Origin of the sequence: Mesorhizobium sp. M6A.T.Ce.TU.016.01.1.1, from assembly GCF_003997065.1 — a bacterium.
GTDB classification, from domain to species: domain Bacteria; phylum Pseudomonadota; class Alphaproteobacteria; order Rhizobiales; family Rhizobiaceae; genus Mesorhizobium; species Mesorhizobium mediterraneum.
In genome coordinates this window covers 12440-26541 of record NZ_RZTJ01000026.1, presented here as the reverse complement: position 1 = coordinate 26541, position 14102 = coordinate 12440, and the positions used below count along the sequence as shown (strand labels likewise).

Sequence of the window (14102 nt, the reverse complement as noted above, 5' to 3'; positions counted from 1 at the left end):
CCGATGGCCCGCATCCTTCCCCAGAGCAAATCGGCGGCAGTCAACCCGCTGAAGTCGTCGCAGCCGCTGGGTGCCGCCTTTGCCTTTCTTGGCGTCGACGGTGCGATGCCGCTGTTCCACGGCAGCCAAGGCTGCACAAGCTTTGCGCTCGTTCTCCTCGTGCGGCACTTCAAAGAAGCGATTCCCTTGCAGACTACGGCGATGGATGAGGTGGCGACCATCCTCGGCGCAGCCGACCATCTGGAAGAGGCGATCCTCAACCTCAAGAACCGCACGAAGCCAACGCTGATCGGGGTGTGCACGACCGCGCTGGTGGAGACGCGTGGCGAAGATTGCGCGGGTGATATTGCCAACATCATGCGGAAGCACACGCAACAGCTTGCGGGTACGGAGGTCGTGCTGGCCAACACGCCGGATTTTGACGGCGCGATCGAAGAGGGCTGGGCCAAGGCAGTCACCGCAATGATCGAAGGGATTACGCGCTCGGGCGAACGGGCGCGGCACCCGAAGAAGATCGCAATCCTGCCCGGATGCAACCTCTCTGTCGCCGACATCGAGCATATGCGGGACATGGTTGAAAGCTTTGGGCTCAAGCCGGTTATTCTGCCCGACATTTCAGGCTCGCTCGACGGTACGGTTCCTGACCGCTGGGTAGCGACCACATACGGCGGCACCAGCGTCGAAGACATTCGCGAGTTGGGTACGGCCATGCGATGCATCGCCATCGGTGAGCACATGCGCCGCCCGGCGAAAGCGCTGCTCGGGTTGACCGGCGTGCCTTACGTGTTGTTCCAGTCACTGACTGGGCTGCAGGACACGGACCGCTTCGTGTCGCTGCTGTCTTCGATTTCGGGCGCGGCGGTACCGGCCCGCGTGCGCCGGCGCCGGGCGCAATTGCAGGACGCGATGCTCGACGGACATTTCCATTTCGGCGGCAAGAAAATTGCCATCGCTGCCGAACCAGACCAGCTGTTCCAACTTGCAACCTTCTTTGCTGGTCTCGGCTCCGAGATAGCCGCGGCCGTCACAACGACCGACAGGTCTAAAATTCTCAAGAAAGTCCCGGCGGTTTCGGTTCAGATCGGCGATCTCGGCGATCTGGAAAGTCTTGCCGTCGGTGCTGACCTGCTTGTCACGCATTCGCACGGGCGCCAAGCATCGGAGCGGCTCGGAATTCCGCTCATGCGCATCGGGTTCCCGGTCTTCGATCGACTAGGCAGCCAGCACAAGCTCGCAATTCTCTATCAGGGCACCCGCGACATGATCTTCGAGGTCGCCAGCATCTTCCAGGCCAACCAACACGCGCCCACTCCTGAGGCGCTTGATCCACTTCGTAATCGAGAAATATCACGATGAACGCTGTTCGCCGCCTCTCGCTGGTCAGTAATGAGGTTTTCGCCCCGATGCCTGAACGACGTAAGGGCGCATTGCGCGTTGCGATCGCCACTCAGGACATGCAGGACCTCAATGCCCATTTCGGGTCGGCCAGGCGCTTTGCTGTCTACGACGTGACGCGCGAGGAATGGAATCTCGTAGAAGCCGTGGCCTTCGATGACGTGTCCGATGAAAGCGGGGAGCATCGGGCCGAGCGCGATGATCGCATCACGCCAAAGGTGGATGCGCTCAAGGGCTGTCAGATCCTGTTTTGTCTGGCAATCGGCGGCCCTTCGGCAGCCAAGCTTGTCGCGGCAAAAATCCACCCGATCAAAGTGGCGGAGCCCCAATCGATCCCACAGGTGCTCTTGCGCACGCAGATGATGCTCAGGACGTGTCCTCCGCCTTGGCTGCGCAAGGTGCTGGCGCGAGCGGGCATTGCCGAAAAGAAACCGTCCTTCGAGGACGAGGACTGAAAAGAGGAGGACGCCAATGCCTGACCCCGCAATCCCCCCAGCTGTCGCCGAAGACGAGGCGGCTCTTTGCACCCCGTTCGTCAAATGCCTCGTGCGGCTGATCCGTTCTCAGGATTCCTATGGCTCGTGGGAACGCAAAGCGGACGCTGAGCTGCTGGGCGACTTCATCATTACCAAGGAACAGCGCCGAGGGATCCCAATCATCGGAGATCCCGATCCCGACGTGCTGTGGAGGCTCGACAAGTACTACGCCGCCATCGGGCTTGCGATCGAGGAGCGCTGCGGCCTTATGGCATCGCCGATGATCCAGGTGAGCCATGAGGGTTTTGGTCGGGTGCTTTTCACGACCGGACGGCTGGTCGTTTTGTCCAAAACGCTGCGCGATGTCCACCGGTTTGGCTTCGAGACGCTCCTGAAGCTCGCCACGGCCGGTACGAAGCTGGTCGACGATGCGATTTCAGTCATCGAAACCTTTCCCCACGTGGCGCTGGCATGATGGGCGCGATTTTCGAGAAAGGCCATCATGACGGACCCGAGAAACTATGTTGGCCAGTCCCTTCGATCCAGGGACTCGAGGCCGACCAGGTTGTTGGGGTATCGCCGATGAAGAAGCCGCTGGTCCTGATCTGCTCGCAAGATGCCGAGTTCTATCTGCTCTACAGCCACATACTGGAGGTTGACGGTTTCAGCAGTGAGACGGCAGACGGCGCGAAGGCTGCGCTGGCCTTGGCCGAACAACGGGAGCTTCAGGCCGTAGTGCTGGATTGCGACCCAGCCAGCATAAACGGGTCCGCAATTTGCGCCCACCTCAAGCGGGAACCGCGCACCACCGACCTGCCTATCATCGCCCTGATCGCGCCTGGCGCCGAGCACCAGCACCTCGATCTCTTGAAGGCAGGCGTTGAGAGCTTTGTGCGGCCGGTGGCTCCGGCCAAGCTGCTCGACTGCCTGCGGGCGAGGCTCGGGCTGACCAAGCGTGGTCCGAACGGGGTTGAAAACGACAGTTGGATTTGTTGTGGAGGCCTGGAGATGAAGCTCGATGCCCATCGGGTTCGCGGTAATGGCCACGACATCCATCTCGGACGGATCGATTTCAACGTGCTGCGGCTTATGATTGAGGCCCCCGGCAAGGTCTTCAGCCGGGACGAGCTTATCGGGGCGGCCTGGCTGCCCAACATTCATGTCGGTGCACGCACCGTCGATGTCCATATCAGCCGAATCAGGAGGGCGCTGAAAACGGCCTTGCCCGGCAGCGTCATTCGCACCGTCAGGTCGGCCGGCTACTCGCTCGAGAAGCCGGACGACTGAAATCGGTGATCGAACGTGGTGCCGCTCTCTCTTCCTCCTGAGAGCGGTGTTGCCGCTTTGAGGCGCTCCTAACGAAGACCAGGAGAAGCAGGCAAATGGAATTTAAAAGCATATTCAGTGTGACGGGTGCTGATCATTCTGATGAGGACCTCACAACAGCTGCCGGACTGTGTGCCGAGGTCGGCGCGCACCTATCGGTACTCATTATACCGCCTCCATTGCTCTTGATGTCGTCTCCGCCCCCCGAATGGAATACAGGACGTGCACAGGCAATTGCAGTACCGAACTATCGATTTCAGCAAATCGAGAAATTTTCACAGGACGTGACCAGAATGGAAAGACGGTCCGCGGATATCCTCAAAAGGCTGAAAGCTATGTCGCTTTCCTGTGACGTTGACACCGACTATTGCGATCCGGCTAGCCTCGGTGAAGTGGCACGACAGCGGGCGCTCTGCGCTGACCTGACGATCGTTGGAGGAGACCTCCTCAACGATGAGACTCTCGGACCTCCTGTTGTCAACGGCTGCTTGTTCGATAGCGGAAAGCCGGTGCTCATCGTGCCGAAGGGCGTTAAGGCGACGCTGTCGCCTCGACGCGTGCTGGTCGGCTGGGATTCGCGTGTAGAGGCCTCGCGTGCGGTCCGGGAAGCTCTTAGTATCCTATCCGCTGCCAGGGAAGTCTGTGTCGCTATGGTCGATCCAAAGGCGCAAAACAACGGGAAAGGCGCGCAGTCTGGAGCTGACATCGCTGCCTATCTTACTCGGCACGGTGCTCGGGTCTCCGTTGACCTGCTTAAGAGCGCCGGCAAATCGGCGGGCACAGTGCTGACCCAGCACGCGAACGACATCTGTGCTGACATGATGGTCATGGGTGCTTATGGCAGCCGTGGGCTGCGTGAGCGGATTTTCGGCGGTCCGCCGAGCTGGAGCTTTGGGAAGACCACATTGCCGCTGTTTTTGGCTCGCTGATCAGCTCCGTAGGAACACCGATCAGGGCGTAGGACCGCCAACCAGTCCGAAGTCGTCGTCGGTTACCGGTCGGATTGCGGAGACATGGCTGGATCCGCGAACATCTTGCGACGCTTGTCAGAGCCAAACCGGACGCCTCGACTGCTTCACGACGCTCTCGTGAACCAACTCGTGCGAGATCGTCCGCAACGGGCAGTAAAGACGAACGGCTGCAGCAGACCGCAGCCAAGCCACAGGGCGGGTGTACCAGGAGACCCCGCCTCGTGCGCGAACCCTGTTGGAAGGCCCCTTATCAGTACCCGGACGCGCGTCAAATCGGCGGCTGTCCCTGTCAGCCTGCGGTGTGCAAGGGCCGCTGCCGCGGAGCTTCCCCTGCCCGATCGTCGGGCGTGCGACAATGTCGGATTCCAGACGAGCTGGAACTGCGCGAACTCGTTGGTTTGACAGGTCTTTATCCGGCACGCCGCATGCATGGGAGTCTCCGAAAGCATTAAGAGCCGTTATCCATGGTTACGCCCCTCGAAAGAAAGAGCCGCTTCCGTCGTGGCAGGGAAACAGCCACTCCTGGGGTGGAGGCCGGCGCTAGAAGCCGCCGTAAGATCCGGAAGAGCCGCGCGACAGCATCACACACTTTCCTTCTGCTCTTGGGTTCGGATCACGCCGCGCCGCTGTCGATGCCGCCGACATTGAGCCCAAGACCTGGAAGGCGGCACACGCTTATGCTGTCCTCTCAGTCGGGACCGCGGCTCAAGCATGCCTGTGAGGTTCGCATTGCTCAATGCCCGGCGATCGACGTCAACATGCCGCTGAGTTGGAAAACACTCCTAGAGGAGTAAGGATAAGTGGACCTCTTTTGTATTGGTGTGGGTGCTGGACCATCTAATTTGAGCCTTGCGTGTCAGATACAGGAAGAGATTGCGCAAGGGGCACTGTTCCTGGACCGGGAGGTCGATTTCCGAGGACATCCAGGCAGCGCTTTCGATTGCGCGGAGCTCCAGGTCGGCCACTTCCAGGATCTGGTTACTCTGGTCAATCCGCGATCAGCCTACACATTCGTAAACTACCTCCACGAGAACGGGCGTCTTTACAATTTCCTCAATGCGCAATTTCACGGGGTGCTTAGAGCCGAGTTCGCCCAATATCTCAACTGGGCGTTCCAGAAGAATCCGCTTGTCCGTGGCGGCGAGGCCGTTCGCGAAATCCGCTTTGACGGCGAGTTTCGCGTGCGGACGGACAACGCGGTCCTTGATGCAAGAAACCTCGTCATCGACATAGGCAAGCAGGCGCAAATTCCGCCTCAGTTTCATGGCTGGACTGGACCCAACCTGTTCCACTCATCTGAGTTGGCCCACATCAATCCTGAGGTGCAAAAAAAGCATGTCTGCGTTGTTGGCGGCGGACAGTCGGGAGCCGAGCTGCTACTGCACCTTGTCGGCCGGCCGAAAGAACGGCGGCCCGCGGCGATCACATGGGTCTTGACGCGCGAGATGCCTTTCGACGACCACGCGTTCACAAACGGGCTGTTCACGCCATGCTTCTCGGATCGTTTTGCTGCGATGAGCGAGGTGCATCGACAGCTGTTCCTGCGGCGTTTCGCGCTTGCCTCCGAGGGCATTTCAGAAAGCAAGTTGCGCGCGGTCTATCAGGTGCTCTACCACCACGCCTTTCTCGAGCCACACCAATGCGAGATCACATTGAGGCCAAGTTGCAACGTGTCGCGCTGCATCAATGCCGGAGCAGGGCACAGGCTCACGCTGCAACGCGGCTTGGACAACATCGGAGAAGTAACCGCCGATATCGTCATCCTGGCCACCGGGTACGAGAAACCGCTGCCGGGTTTCCTAGAACCGATCGCAGATCGCCTCGAACAGATCGGCAATGAGCTCGCCATCGGCGAGGATTTTTCGGTGTACTGGGACGGACCGCGAGACCGACGCCTTTTCGTTCAGAACGCCTGCCTTGGACAGCGCGGGCTGGCTGATCCGAACTTTGGGCTGCTGGCCTGGCGAGCGCGCCGCATCCTTGACAGCCTTCTGCGGCGCGCGCCATGCGCCAATCCCGAGCATCTAGGGTTCATCAACCGTCCCTTGACGGAGTGCTGGCCCGACCTCGGAGTCGAACAAATGGGCAGCGGGATATGATTCGTCGATATTGATGATCGGCGGTGGCATTCAGGAAAGATTTCCGCCTCTGGCGGCAAAAGCGGGACGAGCAATATTCCTACGGCGTCAGATCGCTCTGCTCGCGCTTGAGCAAGGTAGCGTCGCGCGACTCCTGCTTGGCGTGAAACAGCAAAGGGCATTCAATCACGATGCAGCTTTACGTGCTGTCGGGCTCAACGCCACGTGGATCGAGCCCAACGCCGCCGTTGGCAACCGCGTCGCGAATTATGACGCCGGGCCACATGCGGCGGTGGCTGCAAGGGTACCGAGCCTCTCCCGCACTTTCGACCCCATCGCCGAAGTGCGACTACTCCAGGACGCCGAAGCCGGTCTTATCGCCAGCGGGCCAGCCAAACTCTCACCTTCCTAAACGGCAGCCGCTAAGGTGAGCCGTCGAAAGCCGACATTCAGGTTAACGTCAGCTGGCCATGTTAGGGCTCGCTTATTCAAGGCGGTACCGGCGCTTGCCGAAGCTAAGAAGGGTTGGCATGCCCTTTGCCGTGCTTGATGTGCGGCAACACGGTGAGAGCTTCGCTGAAGCAAGCGAGAGGGAGCAATGCCCTCGAGACCGTGTCCGATTTTGACTGGAAAATATTCCGCGACAAAAGAGACGAAAGGTGTGGAATGACTTTGGACACCAAGATGGAACTGCGTATGGGGTCCCCGGCTCCTGCGCTGAAAGTGGAGAACTGGCTGCGTGGCGAGCCCCTCACGAGCCTTCGGCCCGGCAAGGTCTACCTCGTTGAATTTTGGGCGACTTGGTGCCGACCATGTGTCCACGCCATGCCCCATTTGATCGAACTGCAGGAGAAATATAAAGACAGCGGATTTGAGATTATCGGAGTCGCAGCTTGCGAAAAGGCTGCAACCGCGGACGAAGCGCGGACCAACGTGGATGCCTGGCTGACCGAGAAGTTCCCGAATCTGAATTATCGGACAGCGTTCGATTGCACTGGCGAAATGAAAAAGCTCTGGCTGGAACCCAGCTCTTCGTTCGGGATTCCCACCTCGTTCGTGGTCGACCGCGACGGCCACATCGCTTATATCGGCCACCCGGCACCTCTCGATGACGTTTTGCCGAAAGTCCTTAACGGCAGCTGGCGCAGCAGCTATGAAGCGAAAGCCGTCGATGCAAAGCGAATCTCGCGTGTGCGCGAATCGTCGCTGAGTCAGCCGATATACGCCAAACTTGGGCCGGCGATGCAGGACGAGGATTGGGCAGCGGCACTATTGGCCATCGAAGAAGGCCTCGCCGTGATGCCAGACTCTTTTGATTTTCGGCGGGTTCATGCGGATATTCTGCTTCACAAGCTGCGCGACATCAAAACCGGCTTGCCGCTTATGCGCGAATTGGTCGAGGACGCGATCAACAAAAAGTTCGAAGCGATGTCTTGGGTGGTGATGGCGCTGAACCAACTCTTCCATCCCACGATCGACAACTCCCATCTTCCGCATGATGATCGCTTTGCGATGGGCAAGGAGCTCTCCGAACAGATCCTGGAACTTAATCCTCCGCAAGGCGATGGACCCTTTAAATTCGGGTGTTACTTTCCGGTCGCTCAGTATTATTACGAGAGCGGCAACAAGGACCGGGCGATCGAGTTGATCGAGGTGGCAATCAAATCGCTGGACCATTCGGAGCCAGTGCCGGACCAAACCAAACAGCGCTACCTCACCTCGTTGCTCCAAGCCCTGGCCAACTACACGGGTGAGCCTGCCTGTCACGCGGGTCTCTGTGTGGCTCCGCAAAACAAGACTTCCGAAACTCAAAACGCTGTCACTTCCTGAGCAAGGATCGCGAAGGGCATGACAATTGGAATTGAACACCGGCAAATCCGCCCGCCCAGGCGCACTTCGCAGCAATAACGTCGATGCCGCAAAAGTGCGCGGCTTGCGGCAGGTGGAATTTCCATTGCGTTTACCTCGGGTCGAACCGCGGCGCAGGCGTTCGCGCCGCGGTGAAAGGTCTCGCACTGGTGGACGTGCTCGAGGTCGGCCACGGGACACTGTTGCGTGGGATCGGCTCGCCCAAGCCATTCCCCGCCCACGCAAGCGCCCGAACCACACATCGCAGAAAAAGAGATCGTCCTTCAAGAGGAGTACTGAAATTGAGGAAAAGCGAAATTCCTCATGAACCGGTTGGCCCTGCTGTCCACAAGGACGACGAGGCCCTTGCTTCCCCGTTCGTCAAATGCCTCCTGCGGCTCATTCGTACTCAGGATTCCTTCGGCTTATGGGAAGGCCATTCGGATGCCGAGCTGCTGGCCGAGTTCATCATCACCAAGCAACAGCAACGTGCGGTACCCTTTGGCGGCGATCCCGATCCTGACGCGCTGTGGAGGCTCGACATGTTTTACACCGCCGTAGCGCTTGCGATCGAGGAGCGCTCCGGCGTGTCGACGTCGCCGACAATAGAAATGAAACCCGTGGGGGCTTCCGGCGGTTGGGCGTTCTGTCGAGACGTCCACCGGTTCGGCTTCGAGACTTTCCGCAAACTTGCTGAGGCCGGTACGAAACTGGTCGACGATGCGACTGCAGCCATTGAAGCCTAGCCCGAGATGGAGCGCATCAAGAAACCATTGTTCCAGGAAGGATCTATGTCAGACCTAGATAGGATGAGGAAAAAAGTCTGAAAGCTCCAGTTGCGTGCAGCTATTGCCAAGATGGCATTGCAGGACCTCGTCGAGGGTCTGCCGGGCAAGTGGGCCGACATACAGGAAGTCGCCGAGAAAACCCAAGCCGTTTATGCCGAGTTGGATGTTGCCAAGAGAGAACTCGCTTCAATGAAGAATTTAGGATGATGCGCACATTCACCACCCGTGACGGCTCCATTTGGATGCCGTCGTACCTGACCTCCATCGATAGCAAGACCTGCATCGGCTGCTGCCGTTGTTTCAAGGTCTGCTCGCGCGATGTCATGCATCTTCACGGCGTTGATGATGCGGGTGAAATCCTCGGCCCCTGCGATGACGAGGACGACGATTTCGACGGCAAGCTCAATCGCATGATCATGGTTGTCGATGATGCCGGCCGCTGCATCGGCTGCGGAGCCTGCGGCCGCGTCTGCCCCAAGAACTGCCAGACGCATGTTGCGGCCGACGGGCTCGCAACATGATCTGGCGAAAACCAGGGGAGCGGCGTGCACTTCATCTTTTTGTCGGCTCGTGGGGCTGGTCCTGTGCAGCAATGCGTCGATGGTCTACTTCGCTTTGGATTCGCTCCGTGTGGCTGTCGTCACGACGCTGGCCTGTTCGCTGCTGCTTCAGGCCGGCTACTTCGGCCGCGTGCTCTTTCTGATCTGGCAGTCCTCTAGCCGCGCTCGTGGAACTCGCCACAGGGGCCAGCATGCCGATGGTTACAGGAAAGCTCGGGTACCAGTCGTCTGACTCTGATCAACTGCGGAATGCAATTTTCAGCTGTGTCCCGGCTTGGTCGAATGCCCAGCATGTGCTGCTGCTTTGATGCGCGGATGACAGGATCAGTGCTCAGACCCACACCAATTTTGGTCACCCTCTGATGACTGAGCTGATCGTATAGGGAATCTGTGTTCGGCTAACACGCGACCACATTCGGTTTGTCCTTAGGCCGGGAGATGCGGGTGGTTGGTCGATTAGGCACATAAGAGTCATCGCAGCACGCTGGATGCGGTGTGCTTGTCGCAATGACAAACTCGGTGCTGCACTACCGATGAACGACTTCTGCACCCGCTTCGAAAGACGGGTGTCTTTGATCACACATACCCCTGGGCTGACCGGTGCGCAGCCGGTTCAGGTACTTTTTTGCTGGAGATAGCATGCTGGAAAAATTCGAACGTTATCCGCTCACCTTTGGACCCACGCCGATCGAGAGGCTCGACCGCCTCGGCAAGCATCTGGGCGACAAGGTGGAAATCTACGTCAAACGCGAGGACTGCAACTCCGGTCTCGCGTTCGGCGGAAACAAGCTGCGCAAGCTCGAATACATTGTGCCCGACGCGATCGCGTCAGATGCCGATACGCTCGTCACAATCGGTGGCGTGCAGTCCAACCATACGCGCATGGTCGCTGCGGTCGCCGCCAAGATCGGCATGAAATGCCTCCTGGTCCAGGAGAGCTGGGTCCCACATGATGATGCTGTCTACGACCGGGTCGGCAATATCCTGTTGAGCCGCATCATGGGGGCAGAGGTGCGCCTGGTTGACGAGAGCTTTGACATCGGCATCCGCCGCAGCTGGGAAAAGGCACTTTATGAAGTCAAGGCCAGGGGCGGCAGGCCATATGCGATACCTGCCGGCGCCTCTGTCCACAAATACGGCGGCCTGGGCTATGTGGGGTTCGCTGAGGAGGTGCGTGCCCAGGAAGAGCAGCTTGGGTTTGCCTTCGACTATATCGTCGTCTGTACGGTGACTGGTTCAACCCACGGCGGCATGCTCGTCGGGTTCGCCAAGGATGGTCGACAGCGCAACGTGATCGGTATCGATGCCTCCGCCATGCCCGCCAAGACCAAGGCGCAGGTGCTTGGCATCGCCCAAAATACAGCGAAGCTCGTCCACCTCGGAGCGGAAATTGTCGAGGCAGACGTGGTGTTGTTCATGGACTACGCGTACCCGGGTTATGGCGTTCCATCGGAGGAAACCAAAGAGGCAATCCGTTTGTGCGCGCGGCTCGAGGGCATGATTACCGACCCCGTTTACGAGGGCAAATCGATGCAAGGGATGATCGACCTCGTCCAGAGGGGCTTCTTTCCACAGGGATCGAGGGTCCTCTACGCACATCTAGGCGGCGCGCCGGCGATCAACGGGTACGGCTACACCTTTCGCAACGGCTGACGTTCGGCAGTCTGCGATTCCGCGGTCGCGCTCGAACGTGGGTAGGTAGCGTCGTTCGAGCGCTTGGCTGGAGAAGTGGAGGCAGCGACGGGCATCCACTAATTGGTACCATTACGTGCTGTCGGGGCTCAACGCCACGCGGATTGAGCGCATGCCGCCGTTGGCAACCGCGAGGCGAATTTTGACTCCGGGGCAAGAATCCACACGCGGCGGTGGCGGCACGAGGACCAAGCCGGCGAGTTCGCGCTTTCGAACTGGCGCCAAACTGCCACTGCTCGAGGACCGAGGCCAGTCTAATCACAGGCGAGCCGTCCAAGCTCTCAAGAGTGATAGGGCGAAACCCGACAGCGGCAGAAGACATGTCGGGTTCACGACAATCGGCCGCATTTGGGCTCGTGGAGAATTTCAAAGCATTTCCCGCCGCTTACCGGAGCTGAGGGAATTGGCACCTCCGTTGCAGCTTGATGTGCGGCAACACGGTGAGAGCTTCGCTGAAGCAAGCCAGAGGGAGCGATGCCCTCGAGACCGTGTCCGATTTTGACTGGAAAATATTCCGCGACAAAAGAGACGAAAGGTGTGGAATGACTTTGGACACCAAGATGGAACTGCGTATGGGGTCCCCGGCTCCTGCGGTCAAAGTGGAGAACTGGCTGCGTGGCGAGCCCCTCACGAACTTTCGGCCCGGCAAGGTCTACCTCGTTGAGTTTTGGGCGACTTGGTGCGGACCATGTGTCGACGCCATGCCCCATTTGATCGAACTGCAGGAGAAATATGAAGGCAGCGGATTTGAGGCGGTCGGAGTTGCCGCCTGCGAACAGGGTCCTACCGCAGACGAGGCGCGGACCAACGTGGATGCCTGGCTGACCGAGAAGTTCCCGAATCTGAATTATCGTATCGGGTTCGATTACATTGGCGAAATGAACAAGCTCTGGATGGATCCCAGCTCTTCGATTGGGATTCCCACCTCGTTCGTGGTCGACCGCGACGGCCACATCGCTTTTATCGGCCACCCGGCGGAACTCGATGACGTTTTGCCGAAAGTCCTTAACGGCAGCTGGCGCAGCAGCTATGAAGCGAAAGCCGCCGATGCAAAGCGCATCGCGCATAACCAACTTGCAGCGCGCGAAATGTCGCTTACCGGGCCGATATACGCCAAACTTGAGCCGGCGATGCAGGCCGAGGATTGGACGGCGGCGCTCTTGGCCATCGAAGAAGGCCTCGCCTTGATGCCAGACTCTTGTGAGTTCCGGCAGATTCATGCGGATCTTCTGCTTCACAAGCTGCGCGACATCAAGACCGGCATGCCGGTCATGCGAGAATTGGTCGAGGACGCGATCGACAAAACGTCCGACGCGGTGTCGTGGATGGCCTTGGCCCTCAACCAACTCTTCGATCCCACGATGGACAATTCCCATCTTCCGCGCGCGGAGCGCTTTGCGATGGGCAACGAGCTCTCGGAACAGATACTGGCACTCAATCCCCCGAACGGCGATGGCCCGTTTAAATACCTCCGGTACCTCCCGGTAGCTCAGTATTATTACGAGAGCGGCAACAAAGATCGCGCAATCGAGTTGATCGAGGTGGCACTGAAATCGGTGGACCGGCTGGGGCCAATTCCGGACCACACCAAACAGTACTATCTTACCCCATTGCTCGAAGCACTGGCCAACTACACGGGTGAGCCTGCCTGTCACGCGGATCTTTGTGTGGCTCCGCAAAAGAAGGCACCCGAAACTCAAAACGCAGTCACTTCCTGAGCAAGAATCGCGAAGGGACTGACAATTGGAATTGAACACTGGCCAATCCGCCCATCGAGGCTCTCTTCGCAGCAAGTATGTCGATGCAGCAGGGCGGCGGCTTGCGGCAGGTTGGATTTCAATTGCGTTGACCACCGGTCGGATCGCGGCGCAGACGACGTGCGCCGCGAATTCGCGCCGCAGGTCTCGCACTCGTGGACATGTCGAGGTCGGCCACGGGGCACTCTTGGGGTTGGCCCGCCCAAGCCATTCGTCGGCCACGCAAGCCGACCCGGAGTGGGCATCGCAGGAAAAGGAAATCGTACCTCGAAGACGAAGACTGAAATGACGAACAACGAAATTCCTCCGGTTGGCCCTGCTGTCAACAATGACGACGAGGCCCTTGCTTCCCCGTTCGTCAAATGCCTCCTGCGGCTCATTCGTACTCAGGATTCCTTCGGCTTATGGGAAGGCCATTCGGATGCCGAGCTGCTGGCCGAGTTCATCATCACCAAGCAACAGCAACGTGCGGTACCCTTTGGCGGCGATCCCGATCCTGACGCGCTGTGGAGGCTCGACATGTTTTACACCGCCGTAGCGCTTGCGATCGAGGAGCGCTCCGGCGTGTCGACGTCGCCAATAATTGGAATGAAGCCCCTGCGGGCTTCCAGCGGTTGGGCGTTCTGTCGAGACGTCCACCGGTTCGGCTTCGAGACTTTCCGCAAACTTGCTGAGGCCGGTACGAAACTGGTCGACGATGCGACTGCAGCCATTGAAGCCTAGCCCGAGATGGAGCGCATCAACAAACCATTGTTCCAGGAAGGATCTATGTCAGACCTAGATAAGATGAGGAAGAAAGTCCGAAAGCTCCAGTTGCGTGCAGCTATTGCCAAGATGGCATTGCAGGACCTTGTCGAGGGTCTGCCGGGCAAGTGGGCCGACATACAGGAAGTCGCCGAGAAAACCCACGCCGTTTATGCCGAGTTGGATGTTGCCAAGAGAGAACTCGCTTCAATGAAGAATTTAGGATGATGCGCACATTCACCACCCGTGACGGCTCCATTTGGATGCCGTCGTACCTGACCTCCATCGATAGCAAGACCTGCATCGGCTGCTGCCGTTGTTTCAAGGTCTGCTCGCGCGATGTCATGCATCTTCACGGCGTTGATGATGCGGGTGAAATCCTCGGCCCCTGCGATGACGAGGACGACGATTTCGACGGCAAGCTCAATCGCATGATCATGGTTGTCGATGATGCCGGCCGCTGCATC

17 protein-coding genes are annotated in these 14102 nt (G+C 58.9%); all 17 read left to right on the top strand.

Translation table 11 applies throughout. The features are described 5' to 3' along the window. Positions 1 to 3: 3 nt before the first annotated feature. Positions 4 to 1356, top strand: coding sequence for a nitrogenase iron-molybdenum cofactor biosynthesis protein NifN (gene nifN, locus EOC94_RS29285; RefSeq protein WP_095489437.1), 1353 nt, complete (start codon positions 4 to 6; stop codon positions 1354 to 1356). Continuing rightward, positions 1353 to 1850 carry a nitrogen fixation protein NifX gene (nifX, locus tag EOC94_RS29280; RefSeq protein WP_126097324.1) on the top strand — a complete coding sequence of 166 codons (498 nt, stop codon included), beginning with the start codon at positions 1353 to 1355 and terminating at the stop codon, positions 1848 to 1850. Before nifN ends, nifX begins: the two co-directional genes overlap by 4 nt. Positions 1851 to 1866: 16 nt before the next feature. After that, positions 1867 to 2346 carry a NifX-associated nitrogen fixation protein gene (locus tag EOC94_RS29275; protein WP_024505267.1) on the top strand — a complete coding sequence of 160 codons (480 nt, stop codon included), beginning with the start codon at positions 1867 to 1869 and terminating at the stop codon, positions 2344 to 2346. A 107-nt stretch (positions 2347 to 2453) separates the two neighbouring features. Then, on the top strand, positions 2454 to 3158 hold the full coding sequence (locus tag EOC94_RS29270) for a response regulator transcription factor (RefSeq protein ID WP_224571202.1): 705 nt from the start codon (positions 2454 to 2456) through the stop codon (positions 3156 to 3158). A 95-nt stretch (positions 3159 to 3253) separates the two neighbouring features. Further along, the gene (locus EOC94_RS29265) at positions 3254 to 4126 is read left to right on the top strand and encodes a universal stress protein (protein ID WP_127230841.1); all 873 of its coding nucleotides are present in this window, start codon (positions 3254 to 3256) and stop codon (positions 4124 to 4126) included. 842 nt (positions 4127 to 4968) lie between these two features. Beyond that, the gene (locus tag EOC94_RS29260; protein ID WP_127294962.1) at positions 4969 to 6267 is read left to right on the top strand and encodes a SidA/IucD/PvdA family monooxygenase; all 1299 of its coding nucleotides are present in this window, start codon (positions 4969 to 4971) and stop codon (positions 6265 to 6267) included. Between the two features lie 10 nt (positions 6268 to 6277). Continuing rightward, on the top strand, positions 6278 to 6658 hold the full coding sequence (locus EOC94_RS29255) for a hypothetical protein (RefSeq protein WP_127294960.1): 381 nt from the start codon (positions 6278 to 6280) through the stop codon (positions 6656 to 6658). Between the two features lie 254 nt (positions 6659 to 6912). Then, positions 6913 to 8076 (top strand): TlpA disulfide reductase family protein, encoded by a 1164-nt coding sequence (locus tag EOC94_RS29250; RefSeq protein ID WP_245465678.1) that lies wholly within the window; start codon positions 6913 to 6915, stop codon positions 8074 to 8076. 320 nt (positions 8077 to 8396) lie between these two features. After that, positions 8397 to 8840: a DUF269 domain-containing protein gene (locus tag EOC94_RS29245; RefSeq protein WP_245458169.1), complete on the top strand. Its 444-nt coding sequence runs from the start codon at positions 8397 to 8399 to the stop codon at positions 8838 to 8840. Positions 8841 to 8930: 90 nt separating this feature from the next. Then, positions 8931 to 9089: a CCE_0567 family metalloprotein gene (locus tag EOC94_RS29240; RefSeq protein ID WP_224571204.1), complete on the top strand. Its 159-nt coding sequence runs from the start codon at positions 8931 to 8933 to the stop codon at positions 9087 to 9089. Further along, positions 9086 to 9403, top strand: coding sequence for a ferredoxin III, nif-specific (gene fdxB / locus EOC94_RS29235; protein ID WP_185928349.1), 318 nt, complete (start codon positions 9086 to 9088; stop codon positions 9401 to 9403). The genes EOC94_RS29240 and fdxB (EOC94_RS29235) overlap by 4 nt, the downstream gene beginning before the upstream one ends. Continuing rightward, entirely contained in the window at positions 9309 to 9674 is a 366-nt protein-coding gene (locus EOC94_RS35275; protein WP_348627409.1) for an exopolysaccharide production repressor protein, read from the top strand. Before fdxB (EOC94_RS29235) ends, EOC94_RS35275 begins: the two co-directional genes overlap by 95 nt. A 407-nt stretch (positions 9675 to 10081) precedes the next feature. Continuing rightward, on the top strand, positions 10082 to 11095 hold the full coding sequence (locus EOC94_RS29225) for a 1-aminocyclopropane-1-carboxylate deaminase (protein WP_127294956.1): 1014 nt from the start codon (positions 10082 to 10084) through the stop codon (positions 11093 to 11095). Between the two features lie 599 nt (positions 11096 to 11694). Beyond that, the gene (locus EOC94_RS29220; RefSeq protein ID WP_127294954.1) at positions 11695 to 12852 is read left to right on the top strand and encodes a TlpA disulfide reductase family protein; all 1158 of its coding nucleotides are present in this window, start codon (positions 11695 to 11697) and stop codon (positions 12850 to 12852) included. Between the two features lie 324 nt (positions 12853 to 13176). Further along, positions 13177 to 13614 carry a DUF269 domain-containing protein gene (locus EOC94_RS29215; RefSeq protein WP_126104992.1) on the top strand — a complete coding sequence of 146 codons (438 nt, stop codon included), beginning with the start codon at positions 13177 to 13179 and terminating at the stop codon, positions 13612 to 13614. A 45-nt stretch (positions 13615 to 13659) separates the two neighbouring features. Further along, complete coding sequence (locus tag EOC94_RS29210; protein WP_029356497.1) at positions 13660 to 13863, top strand: CCE_0567 family metalloprotein; 204 nt, start codon at positions 13660 to 13662, stop codon at positions 13861 to 13863. Next, positions 13860 to 14102, top strand: a 243-nt coding sequence (gene fdxB, locus EOC94_RS29205) for a ferredoxin III, nif-specific (protein WP_127295007.1), incomplete at its 3' end; no start/stop codon positions are given. The genes EOC94_RS29210 and fdxB (EOC94_RS29205), both read left to right, overlap by 4 nt.

Coding starts and splice junctions, on each gene's coding strand:
- nifN (WP_095489437.1), top strand. CDS start 4: ATGGCCCGCATCCTTCCCCAGAGCAAATCGGCGGCAGTCAACCCGCTG.
- nifX (WP_126097324.1), top strand. CDS start 1,353: ATGAACGCTGTTCGCCGCCTCTCGCTGGTCAGTAATGAGGTTTTCGCC.
- EOC94_RS29275 (WP_024505267.1), top strand. CDS start 1,867: ATGCCTGACCCCGCAATCCCCCCAGCTGTCGCCGAAGACGAGGCGGCT.
- EOC94_RS29270 (WP_224571202.1), top strand. CDS start 2,454: ATGAAGAAGCCGCTGGTCCTGATCTGCTCGCAAGATGCCGAGTTCTAT.
- EOC94_RS29265 (WP_127230841.1), top strand. CDS start 3,254: ATGGAATTTAAAAGCATATTCAGTGTGACGGGTGCTGATCATTCTGAT.
- EOC94_RS29250 (WP_245465678.1), top strand. CDS start 6,913: ATGACTTTGGACACCAAGATGGAACTGCGTATGGGGTCCCCGGCTCCT.
- fdxB (WP_185928349.1), top strand. CDS start 9,086: ATGATGCGCACATTCACCACCCGTGACGGCTCCATTTGGATGCCGTCG.
- EOC94_RS35275 (WP_348627409.1), top strand. CDS start 9,309: ATGATGCCGGCCGCTGCATCGGCTGCGGAGCCTGCGGCCGCGTCTGCC.
- EOC94_RS29225 (WP_127294956.1), top strand. CDS start 10,082: ATGCTGGAAAAATTCGAACGTTATCCGCTCACCTTTGGACCCACGCCG.
- EOC94_RS29220 (WP_127294954.1), top strand. CDS start 11,695: ATGGAACTGCGTATGGGGTCCCCGGCTCCTGCGGTCAAAGTGGAGAAC.
- EOC94_RS29215 (WP_126104992.1), top strand. CDS start 13,177: ATGACGAACAACGAAATTCCTCCGGTTGGCCCTGCTGTCAACAATGAC.
- EOC94_RS29210 (WP_029356497.1), top strand. CDS start 13,660: ATGTCAGACCTAGATAAGATGAGGAAGAAAGTCCGAAAGCTCCAGTTG.